This window comes from Allohahella sp. A8 (genome assembly GCF_047946665.1).
In the GTDB taxonomy this organism is placed as follows: Bacteria; Pseudomonadota; Gammaproteobacteria; order Pseudomonadales; family Oleiphilaceae; genus Allohahella.
In genome coordinates this window covers 2,174,047-2,195,210 of record NZ_CP172312.1, presented here as the reverse complement: position 1 = coordinate 2,195,210, position 21,164 = coordinate 2,174,047, and the positions used below count along the sequence as shown (strand labels likewise).

Here is a 21,164-nt window from a genome sequence, read left to right as displayed (position 1 = left end):
ACGCCCTCAGTAGGACCGTAGCTCAGTTGGTTAGAGCGCCACGTTGACATCGTGGAGGTCACCAGTTCGAATCTGGTCGGTCCTACCAATTTCTTAGTTCAAGCCTACCCAGTTCATTAGTCCCGGCCGTTTCAGGCCTTCATGCATAGTCATAATCGCCGCCGCTTTCCAGCGCAGCCTTGTAAGCAGGTCGTGCGTGAATCATGTCGACAAATTGCCTGATGTTTGGATACTTGCCGTCGATTAGTCCTCGGGCCGCTGCGGCTTCCAGCGGAAAGCTCATCTGTATGTCGGCTGCTGTCAGGTGATCACCGGCAAACCAGGTTTTGCCAGCCAGATGTTCGTTCACGAAGCTGAAATGCTCCTTCAGTCGGGGCTGAGTGAAGCTCCTGTCGATCTGCTCGGCAATCTTATTGGCCACGGGTTTTACCAGGAATGGCATTTTCGTTGCCCGCAGCTTTGCAGTGATCAGTCCTACCAGCAGAGGCGGCATCAGCGAGCCTTCTGCGTAATGCAGCCAATAGCGGCAGTCCCAGTAAGCTTTATCAAGTTTGCCGCCCTTACGCTCCGGCAGTAGCGGCGCATCGCTCCTGTCCTTGCTGCCATAGGATTCCGCAAGGTATTCGACGATTGCACCTGACTCGGCGATGGTCTGGCCAGTGGCATCGTCTGTAATGACCGGTGACTTGCCCAGCGGATGAACTTGCTTCAGTGACTCTGGTGCGGCCATTGTCTTCGGGTCGCGCTCGTATCGCTTGACCTCGTACTCCAGGCCCAGTTCTTCCAGTAGCCAGAGTATGCGCTGCGAACGCGAGTTATTCAGATGATGAACGGTAATCATTTCTTAGTATCCTGTGTGTTTGAGCGAAAATCCGCTGCGACGAAGGGTAGTAATACGCCCCAGCCAGTTTTGAGGATTCTTACTATGTGCGGGAGTGGTTCTCATATCAGACCATTATCCAGGCTTGCGGCCACTATCAGCCCAAGTTCTCGCGCGTTTTCAATAAAATCCGAACTAAAGTCACCTCTACAAACCGTCGGCGGACGGATTTCCCGCCACCGCAGTCCCGTCGTGATGCTGGTTACGCCACGGCAGGTGCCCGTGCCGTCGTGTCCAGCGCGCACTAGCAGTGCGTAGGGCTTGCCTTGGGTGTGTTCAAGGCAGGGGTAATAGATTCGGTCGAAGAAGTCTTTCAGTGCGCCGCTCATATAACCGAGGTTTTCCGGGGTAAACAGAATGATGGCATCAGCAGCGCATACATGCTCGGCCGCCGTATCAAATGGTGAGCGGACATCAGTGCTTACGGCTTCAATAGTGTCGTCAACTGCACCCCGCAGCAGTGCCTGTTGCATCGCTTGCGTGTTCCTGGATGGGTGGTGCGACACGATCAGCAAGTGCTTCTGGTCTGTTGTCATGTGATCTCGCAATGTCAGACAGGCGCAACTAAGGTGGGCGCAGACAGAGTAGGCTGCTACTGTCGCCCGAAAGCTCGAGCAAGTTTCATCACCAGCTTCAAACCACCAGCGAACAGGAGGTTGATAATGGCCAATCTGGCCACCAGAATGCGCAAGCTCTCATCCAGAAGTCGGGACAAAGTACCCGAGCTCGAAGTGCTTAGACTGATGGCCGAGCACAATCCTCGTAGCTGTGAGCTACAGTTGCTCGACACGGTAAGTGTAAAGCAGCACGAGCTGCCTATCTACGCCATGAAGATCGGTCGCGCCGACAGTTCGAAACCGGCGCTGGCACTAGTCGGCGGTATTCACGGTATTGAGCGCATCGGTACCGAGATCATACTGGCATTCGTACGAACCTTGCTGGCGCGATTACGCTGGGACGACGCGCTGAGGGCAGAGTTGAACGAGGTGCAGCTGTGGGTGCTCCCAGCCATGAACCCCAGTGGTATGTGGCTCAACTCGAGAGCCAATGCTGCTGGTGTGGATCTCATGCGCAACGCGCCTGTCGAAGCCAGCATCACGGTGCCGCCCTTACTCGGTGGTCAGCGTTTAAGCCGCAAGCTACCCTGGTTTCGTGGCAATCCTGATCAGCTTGAACCCGAAGCGCAAGCGCTCTGCGATTTCGCCCGCGCTCATCTGTTCACCGCGCCGTTCAGCATGGTCCTCGACTGCCACTCCGGTTTTGGCTTCAAGGATCAACTCTGGTTTCCTTACGCCTGCAGCAAGGAGCCCATAGTGCATATTGCCGAGGTCTTTGCATTTCACAAGCTGCTTGCCGAAACCTACCCGCATAACATCTACACCTTCGAGCCCCAGGCGAACGTCTATAACACGCATGGCGACCTCTGGGACTATCTCTACCAATTGGCGCTTGCAGAAAAGCGCTGCTTCCTGCCGCTGACGATGGAGCTGGGTTCCTGGCAGTGGATTCGGAAAAACCCGCGTCAGCTTACCCAACTACTCGGCTTCTTCCATCCAATCATGCCGCATCGTCTCGAGCGTGTGCTGCGCCGTCATCTCACCTTCTTCGATTTCATGAAAGATGCAGTCCGCTCTCACGCCAATTGGCTGCCGGTCTCAAACGATCGCCTGGCTTTCGAAGCCGCAGCGCGTCAGCTCTGGTACACGCCGTCATGACTGTAGCAAGCGGTCGGGCCGCAGTCATGACAGGGCCACCGACCATCGTGCTCCTGCGCGGATGGATGCGGGATGGACGCCATTGGGAGGCCTTTCCTGCAGTACTGAGTCATAAGCTTCGGGAAGCCGCAGTCGCCAACCCATCGAGTTCAGGGGCTCCTGTAATAATTGCGCCGGATTTACCCGGAAATGGGCGCCGATGCGTGGAGCGGACCCCAGCCACGATTACCCAGATGATGCAGGCGATTCGAGAGGAGGTAGACGGTGGCCCGCTGCTGCTCATCGGCATATCCATGGGTGGCATGCTGGCGGCTGAGTGGGTCCACCGCCATCCTGACGAAATCGTTGGCCTCGTCTGCATCAATTCAAGCATGCGACCGCACGCCTATCCCTGGGAGCGCTTGCGGGTCAACAACTGGCTTCGGATACTCACCCGCCTGACCACGACGCTCGTGAGGCGTTCTGGCGAGACGGCAGCTATCCGCAGCTTGGAACGTTTCATCATGCAGCTGACATTGAGGCCGGAGTTCCACGCTGAGGCCCGACTCGAGCAGTGGGTGCGATGGACCGAGGCGCAGCCAGTGGCGCCAGCTAACGCACTTCGTCAGCTACGCGCAGCCGCTGCCTACAGAGACCCTCTGCGGGCGCCACTCCAGATACCCTGTCTTGTGTTGAGAAGCCTGGGCGATGCCCTCGTCCACCCTGTCTGCTCAGAGCGCCTGGCGACGGCATGGCGACAGAAGCTGCTCACACATCCCGAGGCCGGCCACGATCTTCCGGTAGAAGATCCTGAGTGGTTAGCTGAAGCGCTGGCTTCGTGGTATAACAGCCATTGGCCGCTCAAAAAAGCGGCAGAGCCCAGCCCGAAATAACCGCGACTTGGATATCATGGAGAGCCGCATGAAGTACCTGCGTAATTTCAATCAGAAGCTCCTGGATGTCAGGCATCAGAAGAAGTTGACCCAGGAGGACGTGGCCATGATGTGCGCGGTGTCCGAGAGTCAGGTCCGCAGCTGGGAAGCGCTGGAGGAGGGGCGTCGTCAATATCCGGACGTGGATCAGTTGATCGACTTCTGCGTAAAGGCCTCCGTGCCGCTGGAAGTGCTCCTCGATCTCGATACCACTGGCAGCATGGAGCGTCAGCTGGTCCTGCCCGGGCTGGATAGCGACGAAGATGATGATCCGGCTACCCGGATGCTGGGTGCGCTCGCAGAACTCGGTGAGGAGCTTGAAAACAGACTGCCAGACGAAGATGAACGTGAGCTATTGAAACGCTACCGACAGTGCGATGATGAAAAGCGCACCTTCATCATGCAGATGCTGCCCAGGGCGAACAGGTCAGCAAATAAAGGCGCCGCTACTCAGGCCAAAGTTGACTCGGCCGCAGGCAGCAAAGGCAAATCGTCGCCCCAATAAAAAATAGCCGCGCAGCAGGCTTGCCGGGCGGCTATTTACGTCAGGCTTCTTCAGTCCTGTCTGGCCCGACCGGGGTCAGGCTCTGGTCAGACTAGTTCTTGCCTTTTTTGTAGTAATTCTCATATACATGATTGGTCGCTTCGACGAAGCCTTCGATGGAACCACAGTCGAACCGACGACCTTTGAACTTGTACGCCAGCACGCAGCCATCTTTCGCCTGCTGCATCAGCGCGTCGGTAATCTGGACCTCACCGTTCTTGCCGGGCTTGGTGTTGCGAATGATGTTGAAGATATCCGGCGTGAGAATGTAGCGGCCAATGATGGCGTAGCGACTTGGCGCATCTTCCTTCTTCGGCTTTTCCACCATGTCGGTGACCCTGAACAGGCCGTCCTTCATCGGTTCACCAGCGATCACACCATATTTGTGAACCTCATCTTCAGGCACTTCCTGGATGGCAACGATACTGCAGCGGAACTGGTTGTACAGTTTGGTCATCTGCGCAAGCACGGACGGACCACCATCATCAACCAGACAGAGGTCATCCGCCAGTACGACTGCGAAGGGGTTATCGCCAATCAGCGTCTGTCCCGAGAGAATCGCATGACCAAGGCCAAGCATCTCGTTCTGACGGGTGAAAGTGAACTTGTTGTTGTTGATCAGGCTGCGAATGGTAGTCAGCAACTCTTCCTTGCCTGAGCCTTTGATCTGATGCTCGAGTTCGTAGGAGTAATCGAAATGATCTGCAATGGAACGCTTACCACGCCCGGTCACGAAGCCAAAATTGTCGATACCGGCTTCGACCGCTTCTTCGACGCCATACTGGACCAGGGGCTTATTGACGATGGGCAGCATTTCCTTGGGCATTGCCTTGGTAGCTGGCAGAAAGCGTGTACCGTAGCCGGCTACCGGGAAGAGACATTTCTTGATCATAATCACTCCTTGTTGATGGATTCAGTGTATATCAGTTGGGAAGCCTGAAAAATAAGCATACGTGCTGAACGAGGCTATTTCTCAGGCGGGGGCATCATTCACGTCGTTCGATGATTTATGGCATCAGGATGTGATCAGATGTGGCCGGAGTACGCCAAGCTTGAAAATGGCGGCCACTGAAAGTGCATCGCTGATGCTGCCATCCATGGCCATGTTCCAGGCTTCACGAAAGGGCACGCGTCTCACGGTAAGCTGTTCAGTGGGATCAGGGGTGGGCGCAGCATGTTTGAGGCCCTCTGCCAGAAAAACGACGCCGAGCTCATCTGTCACACAGTTACTGGTATGAAGACGAACGAGCTCGGTGTATCGAGTGGCGGAAAGGCCAGTTTCTTCGGTCAGCTCGCGCGCGGCACCATCGAGCAACATCTGTTCGAAGGTCTCGCCTGTCTGAGTCTGCTCTGTCAACTTGACGCCACCCATCGGCACTTCCCACGACCAGGCGCCGAGCGGATATCGTAGCTGCCCCACAAGCCAGGTGTGGGCCTCGTCATCGATAGGGATGATGCCTACAGCGGTATTGTGCATATGGATAAGGCCGTAGATGGTATCCACACCTGTCGGTGCGGTGACCTCATGATGCTCGACGCGAATCCATGGGTTGTCGTAGACCACCGCCTGACTACGGCGAATCCATCTGGCTGCTTGAGTGTTCTTCTCTACCGACTCGCGTACCAAGGCTTTCCCTGACTTACTTTCCATTGACGAACCAGTATTTTTCCCAGCGATCGAAAACCTTCACAGGATATTTGATCCTGCCGTAGCTGCCATTATACCTTGCCAGCGCTTCGGTGAGGTTGCCTTTCGAACGCTTGATATAGTGTCTGAGAATGGTGCAGCCATAGCGAAGATTGGTGGCCATATCCATGAGATTGTCATCCGGCCGTCCGATCTCGTTTTTCCAGAAGGGCATGACCTGCATAGCGCCTTGGGCGCCGACACTCGAAATTGCAAAGCGATCGAACAGACTTTCGACATGTATCACGGCCAGCACCAGTTCCGGACTGAGGTTGGCCTTGGTCGCTTCCAGATGAACCAGCTTGAGAAACATGAGTCGCTCATCATGGTCCTTGACGTATCGCGAGAGGCGTGAAGACATATCGACCAGCCAGACCTCGGCATCGAAGCGATCCGGAAAGCTGGCTGCGTCGTTGACCGTCTGCCGCAGAGCAGCGGCAAGCTCCGGATCAGGCTCCTGCGCCGAAGCCTGTGCGTCTACACTGACGAGGGCAAATGCCAATAGCACCACCGCACAGGCATGCGCCCACGCATGACTACTTCGACTGCCCTTCGGCCGCCGCGTCATCCACGATAAGACGCTCGCCAGTTGTTGGATGGGCGAGGGCTGATTCAAGAAAGCTGAGAGCATTATCGACCGCGATACTCCGGTTTTCAGTGTCGTTGCGCTGTCTATATTCTATCTCATTTTCAGCCAGACCCCTGTCTCCGATTGTAACGCGGTGCGGAATGCCCAGCAGTTCGGCATCAGCAAACTTGACGCCAGGGCGTTCGTTGCGATCGTCCAGCAAAACGTCGTAACCACGGTTACGCAGCTGACTGTATATCGTGTCGCTCAGTTCACGAACGGGCTCTGATTTCTGATAATTCAGCGGAATCAGCACGATAGTGAAGGGCGCCAGCGCTTCGGGCCAGATGATTCCGGCGTCATCGTGGTTCTGCTCAATGGCGGCTGCCACAATCCGGCTTACCCCGATGCCATAGCAGCCCATCGTCATCACGACCTTCTTGCCGTTTTCATTCAGTACGGTGGCATTCATCGCCTGTGAATATTTGTCACCCAGCTTGAAGATATGCCCGACTTCGATACCTCGCTTGATGTCGAGCGTGCCCTTGCCGTCGGGGCTTGGATCCCCGCTCACGACATTGCGGAGGTCAGCGACAATGAAATCATCACCTATGTCGCGCTTCCAATTGAGGTTGGTGCAGTGACGGCCTTCCTCGTTCGCCCCGGCAGTGAACAAGGGAATCACTGCCGCAGAGCGGTCGACGATAAGCGGGATGCCTTTTGCCTTGAGTGCCTGCGGTCCAATCGACCCCGGCTTGCAACCGATGGCTTCCTCGATAACCGCTTCATCAGCCATGGTCAGCGGCGTATGCACTTCCTCGAGCTTCTCCGCCTTTACCGTATTCAGGCTGTGATCACCGCGAAGGCACAAGGCCACGAGACCACCCTCGGCGCCGTTGACCAGCAGGGTTTTTACGGTAGCCGAGGGGCTGATATTCAGGAATCCGGAGACTTCGTCTATGCTTGTCATGCCGGGCGTAGAGACTGATTCAGCCGCAGGCATGCCGCTGCTGTCGATATGGGCAGTAAAGGCATCCGTACACAATTCGCCATCGGGACCTACCGCAAGCGCTTCAGCCTTTTCGATGTTCGCGGCATAATCGGAGCCGCTACTGAATACGATGTCGTCTTCACCACTGTCGGCAAGCACATGAAACTCGTGTGAAGCAGAGCCACCGATACTGCCACTGTCAGCCTGAACTGCGCGATAGCGCAGGCTCAATCTGTCGAAGATGGCTGAATAGGCCTGGTACATGATTTCATAGGTCGAATCCAGGCTGTCCTGGTCGACATGAAAGCTGTAGGCGTCCTTCATCAGGAACTCGCGCGCGCGCATTACACCGAATCTGGGGCGCCGTTCGTCACGGAACTTGGTCTGGATCTGGAAGAAATTCGCCGGGAGCTGCTTGTATGAATGCAGCTCGTTGCGCATGTGATCGGTAATGACCTCTTCGTGCGTCGGGCCGACACAGAACTCCCGCTGATGGCGGTCCTTCAGGCGCAGCAACTCGTCGCCAAAATTGGACCAGCGTCCGGATTCCTCCCAAAGTTCCGCCGGCTGTATACCCGGCATCAGCACTTCCTGGGCACCGGCCTTTTCCATTTCGTCACGAACGATGGCTTCAACTTTGCGCAGGACCCGCAAGCCCATGGGCAACCACGTGTACAGGCCAGAGGCGACCTTGCGGATCATACCGGCCTTGAGCATCAGCTGATGGCTGATGACCTCTGCGTCGGCGGGTGTCTCTTTCTGGGTGGCGATAAGATATTGGCTGGCCTTCATGATAATGTCGTCTGCTGCATGCGGATTGGGTCGTCCATCAAAAGGAATGGTCACTGGAACAGCATTCTAGTGTTCCGACTGCCTGCTTCGCAAACTTCCTCGCCACGGCGCTTCAGCCGAGGACGGCTTTCAGCGCCTCGTCCAGGGTCGGATAGTCATATTTGAAGCCCAGTGCTTCAACGGCTTTCGGGATGGCCTGCTGACCGGTCAATAGCAGCCGCGACATTTCACCGAAACCGAGTTTGAGCGCAAAGGCGGGCAAGGGTAGTACCGCGGGCCGATGCAGCGTACTTGCCAGAGCCTTGGTGAAGTCGGCATTGCGACGGGTATCTGGCGCACAGGCGAGAACCGGACCGGAGAAGTGCTCGTCGTCGAGGGCCGTCAGAATGAGCCTGCAGAGGTCGCTGACATGGATCCAGGGCATCCAGTGCTGGCCGTCGCTGATCGGGCCGCCCAGACCAAATCGGAATGGTGGAACCAGTCGCTTCAGGAAGCCTGCAAGATCGCCCTCAGTATCGCGCCCGAGTACCGGTGCAATGCGAGGAATGAATACTCTGAGACCAAGTTTTTCCGCTTGCAGTGCGGCCAGTTCCCAGTCACGGCAGAGTTCATGCTGAAACTCCTGATGCGGAGCTGTCTCGTCGGTCACCGGCTTATCGCCCTGAGCACCGTAGAAGCCCACTGCCGAGGCTGATACCAGCACGCGAGGCCGTTTGTCCAGCGTAGTGAGCCAGCCCACCAGTTTTTCGGTCGTATGAATCCGACTGTCGCGGAGCACCTGCTTGCGCGAGTCGCTCCAGCGCTTGTCGGCAATTCCTGCGCCCGCCAGATTAATGACTGCATCGGGCGTAGCCAACCCCGCAAGCTGGTCGAACCGGTCGACACACAGGATGCCATGACGCTGGTTGGCGGCGAATGATTTGGGATCGCCACTCACCTGCGGTGCGAGCGATGCGTCGAGATCGGAGTACTGCTGTCTGAATTGTTTGACGGCATCATCGGGTTCGCGCGTGAGCACACTGATCAGAAGCCTGCCTTCGACAGCGGAAGCCCCTGATCCGGCTCGTCCACGCAGGAGGCGATCGATCAAATGATTGCCGACGAAGCCGGTCCCGCCGGTCAGCAATACGTGCGAGAGGTTTTCGTTCATGAGGCGGACTCCCGTATGCTTTCCTGAATGATGTCAGCGACGGCGTTGAAAAAGCTCGGATGACTACCTACCGGCGGTAGCAGAGTCAGGCTGACAGGCAGCTGCTTCTCCAGTTCACGAATCATGGCCGGAACATCTTCGCGCAGATGACGACCGGCGGCGAAAAACAGGGGCAGGACCGCGATTGACTTCGCCCCGGCCTCGACGGCGCTGGCGACTGCCTGTTCCAGGGTCGGCTCGCTCAGCTCCATATAGGCGAGCGTGGTGGGATGCGCCGCAGGCATATCTTTCAGTACAGCTTCATGCAGCGCTTCGAACGGGGCCGCCCATTGCGGATCGCGACTGCCATGTGCCATCAGAATCGTATGATCAATTGTCATCTTAGTGTCCCGTCTGGTTAATACGCATACTTAAAACTCGCCCTCCGGGTGCGCCCCCTGGCCGCGTTGCAAGCCTTGGCAATGGCGTGACCCTTCTCGCTGACCCTTTGCTGCGGGCTGCGCCTTGCCATCCAGCCCTGGGACACGCATTTTAATTATGCGTAGCAACCAGACGGCACACTAGCCTCGTAGAAGATGATGCAAGGCACTGTAGCCCGACGCCCAGCGTCCTCCTGCCGGACCTGGTTATACGACTGAGGAAGAATATGTGGTCAGCCGATGAAATACTAAGATACTGGTTCCACGACAGGGAAACATCTGCGCGCGCGCTCCGGCGACGGTTCTCCGGCATGGTATTACTGGCCAGCGAGGGTACTTTCGACAATTGGGAGCGCAGTCCAGAAGGCGTCCTGGCGCTCATAATCCTGCTGCACTTCGTCCAGAACAGCATGTTCGCCAACACGGTGCTGGAGAACAACTATCTGCCGAAGGTCGAGGCCCTGTGTCTGCAGGCCGTGGCGAATGGAGATGATCTGGCGCTGGATGCTTATGAGCGTGCTCACATCTATGTCGCCATGATGGCGTGCCGGCCAGCACGTGTGCGCGAGCAGGGGCAGGCGCTATTCGAAGGCCTGAGAGACGAGCTGGAACCACAGCAATTGGCTGCCTTGCAGACTACGGCTGTCAAGGGCTCCCTGACCGTTTGAACCTGGGCGAGCATTCTCTTGCTCGACATGTGGATTAATCCACATCAGGAGGCTTGCAATGAGAATAACAGCTCCCTATACTGCGCCCTCACTGGTTCGCAGGCAGTTTTAGCTTAGCCGGATCAGCGTGTTACGGCATCGTCCATGGCCGTTACACGACCACCATTTGCGGGAATAGCTCAGTGGTAGAGCACAACCTTGCCAAGGTTGGGGTCGCGAGTTCGAATCTCGTTTCCCGCTCCAGATTTGCCAATACCCATTCATTTCACGCCAAGCGACCTTAGACTGCCGTTGCTGTAATAATGGCGCGTTTTGGTGCTGGATAACCCTCGATCGTCAATGTCGAATCATCGGGCGAAAGAAAATCTGTCAGCGACTGGAAGCGCATCCACGGGGTCGCACGCTGCTCTTCTACAGTTGTCACGCTCACATCACAAAGTTTTACATCTTTCAGGCCACAGCGCCGGAGCCATCGCATCAGCATCTCCGGTGATGGAATGAACCACACGTTGCGCATCTGCGCATAGCGGTCTTCCGGCATGAGCACCGTCTGTGCATCACCGTCAATCACGAGCGTCTCGAGGACCAGCTGACCACCCGGTCGGAGCGCGCTCTTGAGTTCAAGAATATGATTCAAGGGTTCTTTGCGGTGATAGAGCACACCCATCGACAGCACGGTATCGAAAAGCCGGCTACGCGACCCCGAAGTGGTTGGCAGGTCCTCAGAGCGCATCGGCAGATAGAATACTGGTTCATCGCGCATGAAATGCTTGAGCGCGGCGAACTGGTAAAGAAACTTGATGGAAGGGTCCACGCCAACGACCAGGCTGGCCCCGGCGCCACGTGCTCGCCAGCAGTGATAGCCACTGCCGCAGCCGACATCAAGTACAGCGCGACCTTTGAGCGGGTCCAGCCAGGGCTCGAGACGTTGCCATTTCCAGTCAGAGCGCCACTCGGTGTCGATGAACACGTCGAACAGGCTGAACGGGCCCTTTCGCCAGGGATGCAAGGCGTCCAGGGCTGCTGTCAGGGCTTCGTTGGTCTGGGCCGAAATGCCTCGTGGGCTGGTGATGGCCACGACGGGCTCATCAAGGCGGCTGTTGAACTTGCCTTCGATTTGTAGGGCCTGCAAGGCATCCATTGCGGCCTGCCACGCGACCTGATCGCCGTGGTCACGCTGCCCGATGAACGCTGCGCTTGCCTCTCGATAGCGCTCGGCAATGTCGGCGTCGCCACGTTTGGATAGCGCTTCGAACGCTGGCAGGAGTATCCAGTCGTAGAAGCTACCGTAGCTCGCCCATGTTGGCCTCACTTGATGGCCAGGAACGCGCTGAAATTGAGGCAACGGAAGCACTCTGTGACCTGACTGAAGCCAGCCTCTTTCAATCGAAGGATATGAGTCTGCGAGCTCTCAGGCAGAAGTACGGCTTCCAGTGCTGCTCGCTTGGCTGCAATCTCGAGTTCAGAATAGCCTCGGCTGCGTTTGAAGCGTTCGTGAATGTCGATCATCAGCCGGTCGACTTCGCCATCATCATAGCGGATCTTCTCGGCCAGAAAGAAGGCACCTCCGGCTTCCAGGGCATCAAACAGCTTTGCTAGAAGGGCAGGTCGCTTATCGGGGGCAACAAACTGCAGCGTGAAATTGGAGACAATGAACTGGCTGGGCTCGAAGACCTGTTCGCAGATATCTGCTTCCTGAAGCTCGATCAGTGCCGCTGCTTCCGGATCACGCAGGACGTTCTGCCTGCAGCGTGTCAGCATCGCCGCAGAATTATCGATGCCGATGATGCGGGCATTCGGCTGCGCGTCATCGAGAGGTCCCTTCAGGCCCTGGGCAATCGCCAAGGCTGATGCGCCAAGGGAGCAGCCCAGATCATAGCAGCGAGCACCAGGGCCAGCATAGCGGCCGGCCAGCACTGTGATGAGCTCGAGCATGAGCGAATAACCCGGCACCGAACGGTTGATCATGTCGTGGAAGACATGTGCAACCGTTTCATTAAAGCGGAAAGGCGCTACTGACGCTGCGGATGCAGCGTTATCTGATCTGGTGGAACCTGCGTCGATAGACCGGTAAATTTCGTCTCTCAAAAGACTCCGAAGCTTTTCACGAGGGCAATGGTAGCGATAACGATACCAGTAATCGCGAGCAGCATGCCAGAGCCGCCTGAGCTGCCTTGCGCACGCTCAGTTTCAGGCTGATCATGCAGTGCGCCACGAGCCACCGCAATCTTCTCACTGACCAGAGCCTCGATTTGCGCCTGAGCATCGTCGCTCAGGTCGGAACTGGCGCGTGAGTCGTCGGCAAGCTGCCGCTTCATGTCGGCAATAGCTGAGTCCAGACGGCTTTGCCAGGCCTGCAGGCGATCTTCTATGGCACTATCGACTGCGCCCACCGCGGAAGCTGTAGCGACATCGGACATTTCCTCACGCAGGCGAGCCACAGTCGCGTCGATATCGACGCTGCCGTCGGTTTTTTGTGTCAGGACACTCTCTTCGGCGATCACACGCATCTGCTGATCGAGGTCCCGGCGCCACTCGCTGAGGGTCTCGTCCATAGCGGTCTGCACGCGCTCTTCCACAGCTTGAATTTCCGAGTCGAACATTGGACGCAGGGTCTGCTCCACGTCGGCCACGATCCTGGCTGTCATGGTCTCATCTTCGGACGCCTTCACAGGCTCGGCAGCTACAGGCTTCACCGCCTGCATGGCCTTGTCGATATCTGTCTGGATCTGCGGTCGGATCCGGCTTTCAAACAGGTCGGTGAAGCGGGATCTCACTTGTTCACTAACCGACGCGCGAATATCGTCTGGGCTCATCGAAGGCGCTACCGCTGCCTCTGTAGAGGCGAGATCGACCACTTCGGATTCGATCGACTTCAGCCGGGATTCGATGCCAGCAAATGCCGGGGCGAGCAATTTCTGGTCGAGTGCCTGTTGTACCTGGGCCACGATCCTGTCCAGAGAGGCCTGGTCGAGCTCCGACTGAAATACCTTTGGCTGCGGAATAGGCTGCGCAGCAATCGGTTCAGGCGCAGCAGGCGCGACAGTTTGGGCCGACGAAGGCGCACTGCCGGCTTCGCGGAGCACTGCAGCCAGTGCATCAGCCTGTGGCGGCTTCGATAGCGTGCCGGAAGCGCCTATGGCTCGAGCCTGCGCATCATAGTCGTCCACGCCTTCCTTGCCGGTACACATGATGACGGGGATATGGGTCGTGGAGGCATTGCGCTTGATCTCCTGCGTGGCCTCGAAACCATCCATCTCGGGCATGAGATGGTCCATGAAGATGATGTCGGGCTTCTGCATGTCGATCATCGCGAGCGCATCTCTGGCAGATTCGGCCGTCTGCACCCTCAATTGGTGCTTTTCAAGTAAACGCTGCAGCGTAATCCGGGCAAGCTTGGAGTCATCGACAACAAGCGCGGTCTGAAGTGCCATGCAGATAGATCCTGTGAGATTGGGCGTAGGGCAGTGCGTATCCCTTAAATCTAGCACAATCTGTGGCAATTCAAGGAAAATTGACGCAAAGCGGCGCACGCTTTTGATATGAAACGGCTGAATCCCGCAGCTGATTCGACAGTTACAGGCGTCGGTTCGTATAACACCTCAAATCATTGGAGTAAGCAGCATGTTTTTACGTAAGGATCCAGCGTCCCTCAGGATAGTCGAACCTGAAAATGCCTTGAAAGGGCGCGATGAACCACAGCCACTCGAAGGATCTGCCGGTGTTCACGATGTGCTCGGTACGCCGTTGAAGGGGCCGTTCCCTGAGGGCCACGAGTCGATCATCCTTGGACTTGGCTGTTTCTGGGGTGCTGAACGGCTGTTCTGGCGCCTCGAAGGTGTGTATACCACCGCGGTCGGTTATGCCGGTGGCACTACGCCGAACCCGACTTACGATGAAGTCTGCAGCGGGCAGACGGGCCACACTGAGGTGGTGCTCGTTGTATTCGACCCGAAAATAGTGCCCCTCGAGCGCCTGCTCAAGGTGTTCTGGGAAGCACACGATCCGACACAGGGTTTCAGACAGGGTAACGATGTCGGTACCCAGTACCGTAGCGCCGTCTACACGACAACACCCACGCAGCATGAGATTGCTGCCCGTTCGGCAAAAATCTACGAAGAGGCGCTCGCGCAACAGCAGCGTGGTCAGTACCGAATTACCACGGAAATCCGCCAGAACGTTCAGTTCTATTACGCAGAAGGCTATCACCAGCAGTACCTCGACAAGCACCCAAATGGCTACTGCGGCCTGGCTGGCTGTAACGTCGAGTTTCCAATGAAGGCGACGGCGCAGTAGCATACGCGCCTCGAACGCTTCTGCTCATCACAGGAATACCCATGACCACTACTGAAAATTCAGCGAATGGTGGCGCCTCGTCACGTCGGGTGCGAACCCGAATCGCGCCATCGCCTACCGGTGACCCTCACGTCGGCACCGCCTACATCGCCCTGTTCAATCTCTGTTTTGCACGCCAGCACGGCGGTGACTTCATACTGCGAATCGAAGACACCGATCAGGCTCGCAGCACGCCAGAATCCGAAGCGCTCATACTTGAGTCGTTGCGCTGGCTGGGCCTGAGCTGGGCCGAAGGTCCGGATGTGGGCGGTCCGCATGCGCCGTATCGGCAGAGCGAGCGGGGCGACCGCTATCGCAAATACGCCGAACAGCTGATTGAAAGCGGACACGCCTTCTACTGCTTCCGCACGTCAGAAGAACTCGACCAGATCCGGGAAGAGCGCAAGGCAGCAGGGCTCAACCCCGGAATCAAAGGTGACCTCGAGTTGCCAAAGGACGAGGTCGAGCGTCGACTTGCGGCCGGCGATCCCTACGTCGTTCGCATGAAAGTGCCAGACGAAGGCGTCTGCGTGATCGACGACATGCTGCGTGGCACCATTGAAATCGAATGGTCACAGGTGGATTGTCAGATCCTGCTGAAATCGGATGGCATGCCGACCTATCACCTGGCCAACGTGGTCGATGATCATGAGATGGAAATCTCCCATGTGATACGAGGTGAGGAATGGATCAGTTCTGCGCCCAAGCACAAGCTGCTGTACGACTACTTTGGCTGGGAACTGCCGAGCTTCTGTCATATGCCGCTGCTCAGGAACGAGGACAAGACCAAGCTGAGCAAACGCAAGAATCCGGTGAGCATCCGTTACTTCGAGCGCCTTGGTATCCTGCCCGAGACCCTGCTGAATTTTCTGGGTCGCATGGGCTGGTCCATGCCTGACGAGCGGGAGCGCTTTGACCTGGCGACCATGATCGAGCATTTCGATATCAAGCGCGTATCGCTAGGTGGCCCGGTATTTTCGGTCGAGAAGCTACTTTGGCTCAATGGTGTGTGGATCCGTGAATCCCTGGACGATGCGAGCTTTGCCGAGCGGGTGGAGCAGTGGGGATACCCTATGCGACACCTGGAGCCTGTCGTCAATCACATCAGGACCCGCGTAAGCGCGTTTTCCGACATTGCGCCCATGACCACCTTCCTGTTCGCTGGCGAGCTGCCTCTGACGCCTGCTGACTTCGAGCACAGCAAGTTTTCGCCCGAAGATATGGTCTCGGCACTGCAATTAACGAGCTGGACACTTGACGCGCAGCAATTTTGGGATAAAGATGCGCTCTTTGCCGCGCTCAAGTCGCTGGCCGCTCATCTGGACGTCAAACTCGGCGTCTTCATGTTTCCGGTTTTCGTGAGTGTGGCTGGTACGAGTCAATCCTGGTCCATCGTCGATTCGATGGAGATGCTGGGCCCTGATATGACGCGTGCCAGACTGCGATCGGCTATCAAAATTCTTGGCGGTTTGTCAAAGAAAAAGCTGAAGCAGGCGGAAAAAGATTATGCCGAGTTTTTAGCGAAAAAAAGTGAATAAAAGCGCTTGACTCATAGGGGGCTTATCCATAACATACGCCCCCGTTGTGCTGGTCAACGGGGCCATAGCTCAGCTGGGAGAGCGCAACGCTGGCAGCGTTGAGGTCGACGGTTCGATCCCGTCTGGCTCCACCAATCCGGCGCAATGAAAGTGAGTTGTACAAGTAAGTTGTAGTAGTAATTGCAGTGATGGACGTATTGAGCGAAAGCTCATGAGTCAAAGTTTTAGTCCCCATCGTCTAGAGGCCTAGGACACCGCCCTTTCACGGCAGTAACAGGGGTTCGAATCCCCTTGGGGACGCCATCTTCGTGATGTGTCGCAGGCCCGATGTGAGATGGATCAGCAAGAACTGAAGTTCGAACTGCTCCAGGGTTCTGCAAATGAAAAAGGCCAGGATATTAGTCCTGGCTTTTTTTTCGTCTGTAGAAAAGTGCAGCGCTGGTGGGTGCCACACCTCGTCAGTCGGTCCGAGCGACGAGGTGAACTGCGCTGAGCTGCTTCAGCGCTCCGCTATGGCCCCTTTCCGGACCCCTTCGAAGGCCTTGACCCTGAATCGGTTCTGGGGGTTCTGCCGCTTGAGTCTCGCCGCAATATGCTCGGCAATGCACTCCACCGTCGTTTCCGTTTCCAGCATGTAGACGGAGTGTTCCCCTATAACGAGCCTGAAGCGTCCCTGAGAGCTCTCATACTCGAATACAATATGCTTGCGCCCGTTATGTACTTCTTCGCTCACAACGTCCTCTGAGTGCCCCAGATAGATATCCTTCCAGCGCTTGGCCCATTGATACTCCGTCAGCTGGCTTCTGCGGCCGTCGCTGTAGATCTCGATGCGCGACCGGTGGCCATGAGCAATGCGCTGACAGTCACCCTCATGTTTCTTCAGGCCGTGGGTATAGTGGTAATAGGGGCCCTGAATCACTTCTTCGCGCAGGTAAAGGCTTAGCTCCTTCACGTTCGGGGGGAGTGCGGCCTGCAGCTGCTGCTTCAGAAGGGGTACTACAGTGTCAATCTGTATATCTGCGAGCGGCAGGATCACGATGGCCTCTGCCGGGCAGGAGAGCCTGACGAGGCTGCCATCGGCGAGAGTGGCAGAAACGTCAGTACGTGCAGTCTCACCCTCGTCGTAGTGCTCTACGTCGAGGTATTGCAGTTGTTCGGGAATGACGAGCTTGTGGTCGATCGTGGATTCGATCGACTGTTTGAGGAGTTTCTTGACGTGTCCAAAGTCGAATACCATGCCCTGGGCATCGAGTTCGCCTGCGAGTTCAATGTCGACAATCCAGCTTTCCCCGACGATTCCCCTGCCGGGATGCAGGTAGGAAAAGTCGAGTACGGTGAGATCATCTACGAAAAGTCGGTTCATTACCTGTCCAGCTGCTGGTGTGCCGGACAGTATTAACCCATGAAGCCGACCAGATAGGCAATACCGAGAGAGAAGACGCTCAGGCTGACAGCAAGCGCCAGACCGTAAGTCTTTCGATTTTCACGTCTTTCCTTCTCGGCATACATCTCTATGGTCCTGCGGGCAATATCCTCCGCAGTCTCCCTGGATATGTCATGCGCCTGCTGTATGGCTTCGGCCTGAAGCTGTTGCCAGAAATCTGTATCGATGCTCTGTACCGAGGTCAGGTGATCCTTCAGCTCATCGAGCTGCACTGGCGTCATGCCCTGGCTAGAAGGCGCTGGACGCTCCTTCACTGCTCGTCGGATATCTTCCATCTCCTGGGTGACCGCAAGCGTTACGCTCTCGGTCAGCGTGTCTCGCAGGTTGTTCAGCTTGTTTTCGACGATGCGGTCGAGTTCGGTCGTCAGGGTGGACGCCTGCTTGTTCTGCTCGTCGATGACCCGCTTGATGTGATGATACTGCTCGTCGAACAGGTCGGTCAGCAGCTCGTGAATTCGCGTATTCATCGACACTTTCACTGCAGAGCGGGCAATGTGCTCGATGGCGTCGGCGTCCAGTGCGCTGGAGAAGACCTGATTGCCGGCTACCGGCGCGGGTGTCTTGGCCGACGATGACGAGTTGGCTGCTTCGAGGAACTGTGAATAGGCAGAAGCCTGCGCTGCAGTCAGCGAAGTTTCATTGTCATCGGCATGCACGAAATCGAGCGCCGTCGGATCAACCGGCTCCTTGTTCAGGTTGCCGGTTGCAATGTCATTGCTAAGCTCCTGTAGCAGGCGGTCGATATTCTCACTCTGCGGTGGCTTGGTCAGGATGGTGTAGATACCGAAGCGCTTGGCAGCTTCCTCGAATTCCCGCGACTTCTTCGACGTGCACATGACCACCGGAATGGATGCCGTATCAGGATTGGCCTTGATAGCCTTGGTTGCCTCGACGCCGCTCATGCCTGGCATGAGGTGATCGATGAAGATCACATCGGGTGCTTCGTTGGCTGCCAGATAGTCCAGGGCCTCTTCCGCCGAGCCGGCCATCGTTACGACCAGGTTCTTGTTCTCAAGCAACTTGCTCAGGGCAAACCGGGCGACCTTGGAATCATCGACCAGTAAAGCTTTTCTGATACTCATTTGAGTCCCCAGTTCGCGTCTGTCTTGTTTAAGTGCTGACATAGTTCCTACCATCCCTCCAGCTCCGGACAGGCCGTTGCTCTGTAACTTTGTTCTCGATAACAGGTGCCTGGCTCGCTCGTCCTCGCTGTAAAGACTTCGCCCTGCGCCGTTGTAAGTTTGGCCTGGCCGAACGGTTCGCCAAATTTGAAATTGCCAGTGATCTTGCTGCCGTTCGGGTTCATGAACTCACCGAGGCCGTGGAACTTGCCATCGAGGAATTGGCCGACGTAGCGCTTGCCATCAGCGAAGGTGAGGGCGCCCTTGCCCTGATACTCGCCATTGGCAAAAGTTCCCTCGTAGTGCGAGCCATCGCCATAGGTGATGGTGCCCTGGCCATGAAACTCATTGTTCACGAAGCTGCCTACGTATAGGTCGCCATCCGAGCTTGTGAATGTGCCTTCACCATTCAGCTTGCCGTTGCCCCAGAGGCCGGTGAAGATATCACCGTTGGCCAGCGTCAACGTACCCTGACCGTCGTACTGCCCACTGCGGAAGGTGCCGACATACTTGGTGCCATCAGGCAGGACCAGTGTGCCACTACCGTGGTACTCGCCATCCAGCCAATTGCCCTCGTACCGTGTGCCGTCCGCTTTTTTCAGACTGCCAAAGCCTTCGAACTGTCCGTCGTCGAAGTTGCCGGTATAGCGCGTGCCATCACTGGTCTGATACTTGCCTTCACCGCTGCGAACGTTGTTTCGCCAGACACCATCGACAAAATCGACGCCTTTGATCTCGTTCAACTTCGCATGGACAATGCGCTTTGCGCCGGGCTCAAGCCTGACCTGCGTTGACCAGGCTTCATAGCCGGGCTTGGTCACTGTTATTTCGTAGCTGCCGGGCTTGAGCCGCTCGGTAACCGCCGTCGCACCATAATCACGACCGTTGATTGATGCGCGGTCGCCGGTGACATTCGAGCGAATGACCAGGGTGCCGGTAGTTGGCGTTGGCGCAACGGGTTTGACGGGTACCGCGGGTGCTTCAACCACGGGCTCCGAGACTTGCGGTGCTTCAGCTGTCGCGTCGGCAGGGACCTGTGTCGATTCTGCCTGCTCAGCAGCATCGTTTGCCTGTTCGCTCGCACGCTTTGCGATATCTGACGCGGATTTTGTGGCATCCGTACCCGAGTCCACGGTGGCCATGGCGAGCGTACCGGCTATCTTGTCGGCCGCTTCGGAGGCATCGCCACTGCTCGGGCCACTCTCTGCCTCGAGCTGATCGACGAACAGTATGGCCTCATCGACATCTTCGTTAGCTGACAGGGCCTCGGTATTTTCATCATAGGGACTGAAGTCGCTGAGCGTTTCAGGCTCGCGATCGACTCGACCCTGCGCGTCGGCAGTGTCTTGCCAGAGACTGCCGATAGCTGCACTGGAAGAGCGCTCGGACGCGCCCCTGCTTGCGTCAGCCGGCATGGATTGATCTTTGCTCGAACCAGCAAGCTGAATCGAGGGTGGCAGCAGGTTGTCAAGACGACCATGTTCGTAAGCGGCGAAGGCCGCTGTGATGAACAGCATGAATACCAGCAGATTTACGAACAGTAGCGGTCTCAGGTCGACCATGAGTCCCTCAAGGGTACAGGTAACAGGCGTCAGTGTAGCCGTTATTGTAACAGATTGTTGTGAACTGAATCAGGAGTCAGCGCGCTGACTGTCTGATTTTTGTACTGTCTCCGGGTCATTCTGCACCAGGTCGGCAGCTTCGATATCAGCAGCCCTTACACCAGGCGCTCTCAGCGCCAGCCAGGCCTGCATGTGATATTTGGTCGCCTGTTCCAGCGGATTCCTGAATGGCGTAAGAATCAGGTCGAATATCGTAAACGCAAAGCCGATGGAGAACCAGGCGATAAATACGGTTTCCAGGGCGGCGGCCTGTGCCTGCGGGTTGGCCTGCACGAAAGATTGCAGCGAGGGCAGCAGGTTGTTGACCATTACCACCGGGTTGAAGCGGGCAAACACGAGCGGCAGCCAGAACGCTATCACGATCGGGAAGAAGCCAAAGCTCCATATCATGCGACGCGTAAGATAGAGCACCGAAGCTGTCACCAGCTTGCGCAGCATGCCGGGCTGCCGTTTAAGCTCCTCGATATAGCGAGTGCGCTCCCTGACATACTGGCGCGAAAGCAGTGCCGTGTCGAAGAATGCTGTGTGAGGTTCGGCTGGGCTCGCGACCTCGGCAGTGCCGGGGTCTGATTCAGGCGAAGGCAGCGGCCGGTCTGATAGAAGACTTTCGGTCGACGATCTTGTGGGCTCAGGCACAGGCAATGCTGTCGCCTCGTCGCTTGCTGAAGACGATTTCATCATGGCTGGTCAGATCGCAACATAAGTTCACCACAGGATTCACGACAGGCCGGCATACCCATGCCTATTGCGCCGATAGTTATCAGTCTAGTCACAACCAT

The 21,164-nt window shown here is 56.8% G+C and carries 21 protein-coding genes and 4 tRNA genes; 10 read left to right on the top strand and 15 right to left on the bottom strand.

The annotated features are described in order from the left end of the window. Nucleotides 1–11: 11 nt before the first annotated feature. Nucleotides 12–88, top strand: a tRNA-Val gene (locus ACH3PB_RS09800). Nucleotides 89–139: 51 nt separating this feature from the next. Here ACH3PB_RS09800 and ACH3PB_RS09795 read toward each other — a convergent pair. Further along, a complete protein-coding gene (locus tag ACH3PB_RS09795; RefSeq protein WP_416399291.1) occupies nt 140–841 on the bottom strand; it encodes a glutathione S-transferase in 702 nt (233 codons plus the stop codon). 101 nt (nt 842–942) lie between these two features. After that, nucleotides 943–1,353: a flavodoxin family protein gene (locus tag ACH3PB_RS09790; RefSeq protein WP_416399290.1), complete on the bottom strand. Its 411-nt coding sequence runs from the start codon at nt 1,351–1,353 to the stop codon at nt 943–945. Between the two features lie 189 nt (nt 1,354–1,542). Between ACH3PB_RS09790 and ACH3PB_RS09785 the strand changes: the two genes are divergently transcribed. The 3 genes from ACH3PB_RS09785 to ACH3PB_RS09775 are packed head-to-tail and all read left to right on the top strand — an operon-like array spanning nt 1,543 to nt 4,011. Further along, nucleotides 1,543–2,595 carry a M14 family zinc carboxypeptidase gene (locus ACH3PB_RS09785; protein ID WP_416399289.1) on the top strand — a complete coding sequence of 351 codons (1,053 nt, stop codon included), beginning with the start codon at nt 1,543–1,545 and terminating at the stop codon, nt 2,593–2,595. Next, entirely contained in the window at nt 2,592–3,467 is an 876-nt protein-coding gene (locus tag ACH3PB_RS09780; protein WP_416399288.1) for an alpha/beta fold hydrolase, read from the top strand. Before ACH3PB_RS09785 ends, ACH3PB_RS09780 begins: the two co-directional genes overlap by 4 nt. 28 nt (nt 3,468–3,495) lie before the next feature. Then, on the top strand, nt 3,496–4,011 hold the full coding sequence (locus ACH3PB_RS09775; RefSeq protein WP_416399287.1) for a helix-turn-helix transcriptional regulator: 516 nt from the start codon (nt 3,496–3,498) through the stop codon (nt 4,009–4,011). A 91-nt stretch (nt 4,012–4,102) separates the two neighbouring features. Here ACH3PB_RS09775 and galU read toward each other — a convergent pair whose 3' ends face one another. The 6 genes from galU to ACH3PB_RS09745 form a co-directional block, all read right to left on the bottom strand. Continuing rightward, nucleotides 4,103–4,942, bottom strand: a complete 840-nt coding sequence (galU, locus tag ACH3PB_RS09770) for a UTP--glucose-1-phosphate uridylyltransferase GalU (protein ID WP_416399286.1) — start codon at nt 4,940–4,942, stop codon at nt 4,103–4,105. A gap of 123 nt (nt 4,943–5,065) precedes the next feature. Beyond that, nucleotides 5,066–5,701 (bottom strand): NUDIX domain-containing protein, encoded by a 636-nt coding sequence (locus ACH3PB_RS09765; protein WP_416399285.1) that lies wholly within the window; start codon nt 5,699–5,701, stop codon nt 5,066–5,068. After that, entirely contained in the window at nt 5,691–6,245 is a 555-nt protein-coding gene (locus ACH3PB_RS09760) for a lytic transglycosylase domain-containing protein (RefSeq protein ID WP_416399438.1), read from the bottom strand. Before ACH3PB_RS09760 ends, ACH3PB_RS09765 begins: the two co-directional genes overlap by 11 nt. Before the next feature lie 28 nt (nt 6,246–6,273). Beyond that, nucleotides 6,274–8,088 (bottom strand): proline--tRNA ligase, encoded by a 1,815-nt coding sequence (locus ACH3PB_RS09755; RefSeq protein ID WP_416399284.1) that lies wholly within the window; start codon nt 8,086–8,088, stop codon nt 6,274–6,276. A gap of 112 nt (nt 8,089–8,200) precedes the next feature. Beyond that, the gene (locus tag ACH3PB_RS09750; RefSeq protein ID WP_416399283.1) at nt 8,201–9,238 is read right to left on the bottom strand and encodes a TIGR01777 family oxidoreductase; all 1,038 of its coding nucleotides are present in this window, start codon (nt 9,236–9,238) and stop codon (nt 8,201–8,203) included. Beyond that, nucleotides 9,235–9,618, bottom strand: a complete 384-nt coding sequence (locus ACH3PB_RS09745; RefSeq protein ID WP_416399282.1) for a sirohydrochlorin chelatase — start codon at nt 9,616–9,618, stop codon at nt 9,235–9,237. Before ACH3PB_RS09745 ends, ACH3PB_RS09750 begins: the two co-directional genes overlap by 4 nt. A 266-nt stretch (nt 9,619–9,884) precedes the next feature. On the opposite strand from ACH3PB_RS09745, the gene ACH3PB_RS09740 reads away from it, so the two are divergent. After that, entirely contained in the window at nt 9,885–10,325 is a 441-nt protein-coding gene (locus tag ACH3PB_RS09740; protein WP_416399281.1) for a DUF924 family protein, read from the top strand. 168 nt (nt 10,326–10,493) lie between these two features. Continuing rightward, nucleotides 10,494–10,568: transfer RNA gene (locus ACH3PB_RS09735), tRNA-Gly, on the top strand. Between the two features lie 37 nt (nt 10,569–10,605). Here ACH3PB_RS09735 and cmoB read toward each other — a convergent pair. From cmoB to ACH3PB_RS09720, 3 genes are read right to left on the bottom strand one after another with little or no spacing between them, the layout of a single operon-like run. Beyond that, nucleotides 10,606–11,637 carry a tRNA 5-methoxyuridine(34)/uridine 5-oxyacetic acid(34) synthase CmoB gene (gene cmoB / locus ACH3PB_RS09730; protein WP_416399280.1) on the bottom strand — a complete coding sequence of 344 codons (1,032 nt, stop codon included), beginning with the start codon at nt 11,635–11,637 and terminating at the stop codon, nt 10,606–10,608. Further along, on the bottom strand, nt 11,634–12,413 hold the full coding sequence (gene cmoA / locus ACH3PB_RS09725; protein ID WP_416399279.1) for a carboxy-S-adenosyl-L-methionine synthase CmoA: 780 nt from the start codon (nt 12,411–12,413) through the stop codon (nt 11,634–11,636). The genes cmoB and cmoA overlap by 4 nt, the downstream gene beginning before the upstream one ends. Continuing rightward, nucleotides 12,410–13,759: a response regulator gene (locus ACH3PB_RS09720; protein ID WP_416399278.1), complete on the bottom strand. Its 1,350-nt coding sequence runs from the start codon at nt 13,757–13,759 to the stop codon at nt 12,410–12,412. The genes cmoA and ACH3PB_RS09720 overlap by 4 nt, the downstream gene beginning before the upstream one ends. Nucleotides 13,760–13,949: 190 nt before the next feature. Between ACH3PB_RS09720 and msrA the strand changes: the two genes are divergently transcribed. The 4 genes from msrA (at nt 13,950) to ACH3PB_RS09700 (ending at nt 16,501) form a co-directional block, all read left to right on the top strand. Next, nucleotides 13,950–14,621: a peptide-methionine (S)-S-oxide reductase MsrA gene (gene msrA / locus ACH3PB_RS09715; RefSeq protein ID WP_416399277.1), complete on the top strand. Its 672-nt coding sequence runs from the start codon at nt 13,950–13,952 to the stop codon at nt 14,619–14,621. Nucleotides 14,622–14,662: 41 nt separating this feature from the next. After that, nucleotides 14,663–16,198 carry a glutamate--tRNA ligase gene (gltX, locus tag ACH3PB_RS09710; RefSeq protein ID WP_416399276.1) on the top strand — a complete coding sequence of 512 codons (1,536 nt, stop codon included), beginning with the start codon at nt 14,663–14,665 and terminating at the stop codon, nt 16,196–16,198. A gap of 58 nt (nt 16,199–16,256) precedes the next feature. Further along, nucleotides 16,257–16,332, top strand: a tRNA-Ala gene (locus ACH3PB_RS09705). Between the two features lie 93 nt (nt 16,333–16,425). Then, a tRNA-Glu gene (locus ACH3PB_RS09700) sits at nt 16,426–16,501 on the top strand. A gap of 196 nt (nt 16,502–16,697) precedes the next feature. On the opposite strand, the gene ACH3PB_RS09695 is transcribed toward ACH3PB_RS09700, so the two are convergent. From ACH3PB_RS09695 to ACH3PB_RS09680, 4 genes are all read right to left on the bottom strand, one after another. Then, complete coding sequence (locus ACH3PB_RS09695) at nt 16,698–17,561, bottom strand: 6-carboxytetrahydropterin synthase (protein WP_416399275.1); 864 nt, start codon at nt 17,559–17,561, stop codon at nt 16,698–16,700. Between the two features lie 32 nt (nt 17,562–17,593). Then, a complete protein-coding gene (locus tag ACH3PB_RS09690) occupies nt 17,594–18,724 on the bottom strand; it encodes a response regulator (protein WP_416399274.1) in 1,131 nt (376 codons plus the stop codon). Nucleotides 18,725–18,771: 47 nt separating this feature from the next. Then, a complete protein-coding gene (locus ACH3PB_RS09685) occupies nt 18,772–20,325 on the bottom strand; it encodes a PEGA domain-containing protein (protein WP_416399273.1) in 1,554 nt (517 codons plus the stop codon). Nucleotides 20,326–20,394: 69 nt separating this feature from the next. Continuing rightward, entirely contained in the window at nt 20,395–21,066 is a 672-nt protein-coding gene (locus tag ACH3PB_RS09680; RefSeq protein ID WP_416399272.1) for a hypothetical protein, read from the bottom strand. Nucleotides 21,067–21,164: the final 98 nt, after the last annotated feature.

Coding starts and splice junctions, on each gene's coding strand:
- ACH3PB_RS09795 (WP_416399291.1), bottom strand. CDS start 841: ATGATTACCGTTCATCATCTGAATAACTCGCGTTCGCAGCGCATACTC.
- ACH3PB_RS09790 (WP_416399290.1), bottom strand. CDS start 1,353: ATGCAACAGGCACTGCTGCGGGGTGCAGTTGACGACACTATTGAAGCC.
- ACH3PB_RS09785 (WP_416399289.1), top strand. CDS start 1,543: ATGGCCAATCTGGCCACCAGAATGCGCAAGCTCTCATCCAGAAGTCGG.
- ACH3PB_RS09780 (WP_416399288.1), top strand. CDS start 2,592: ATGACTGTAGCAAGCGGTCGGGCCGCAGTCATGACAGGGCCACCGACC.
- ACH3PB_RS09775 (WP_416399287.1), top strand. CDS start 3,496: ATGAAGTACCTGCGTAATTTCAATCAGAAGCTCCTGGATGTCAGGCAT.
- galU (WP_416399286.1), bottom strand. CDS start 4,942: ATGATCAAGAAATGTCTCTTCCCGGTAGCCGGCTACGGTACACGCTTT.
- ACH3PB_RS09765 (WP_416399285.1), bottom strand. CDS start 5,701: ATGGAAAGTAAGTCAGGGAAAGCCTTGGTACGCGAGTCGGTAGAGAAG.
- ACH3PB_RS09755 (WP_416399284.1), bottom strand. CDS start 8,088: ATGAAGGCCAGCCAATATCTTATCGCCACCCAGAAAGAGACACCCGCC.
- ACH3PB_RS09750 (WP_416399283.1), bottom strand. CDS start 9,238: ATGAACGAAAACCTCTCGCACGTATTGCTGACCGGCGGGACCGGCTTC.
- ACH3PB_RS09745 (WP_416399282.1), bottom strand. CDS start 9,618: ATGACAATTGATCATACGATTCTGATGGCACATGGCAGTCGCGATCCG.
- ACH3PB_RS09740 (WP_416399281.1), top strand. CDS start 9,885: ATGTGGTCAGCCGATGAAATACTAAGATACTGGTTCCACGACAGGGAA.
- ACH3PB_RS09720 (WP_416399278.1), bottom strand. CDS start 13,759: ATGGCACTTCAGACCGCGCTTGTTGTCGATGACTCCAAGCTTGCCCGG.
- msrA (WP_416399277.1), top strand. CDS start 13,950: ATGTTTTTACGTAAGGATCCAGCGTCCCTCAGGATAGTCGAACCTGAA.
- gltX (WP_416399276.1), top strand. CDS start 14,663: ATGACCACTACTGAAAATTCAGCGAATGGTGGCGCCTCGTCACGTCGG.
- ACH3PB_RS09695 (WP_416399275.1), bottom strand. CDS start 17,561: ATGAACCGACTTTTCGTAGATGATCTCACCGTACTCGACTTTTCCTAC.
- ACH3PB_RS09690 (WP_416399274.1), bottom strand. CDS start 18,724: ATGAGTATCAGAAAAGCTTTACTGGTCGATGATTCCAAGGTCGCCCGG.
- ACH3PB_RS09685 (WP_416399273.1), bottom strand. CDS start 20,325: ATGGTCGACCTGAGACCGCTACTGTTCGTAAATCTGCTGGTATTCATG.
- ACH3PB_RS09680 (WP_416399272.1), bottom strand. CDS start 21,066: ATGATGAAATCGTCTTCAGCAAGCGACGAGGCGACAGCATTGCCTGTG.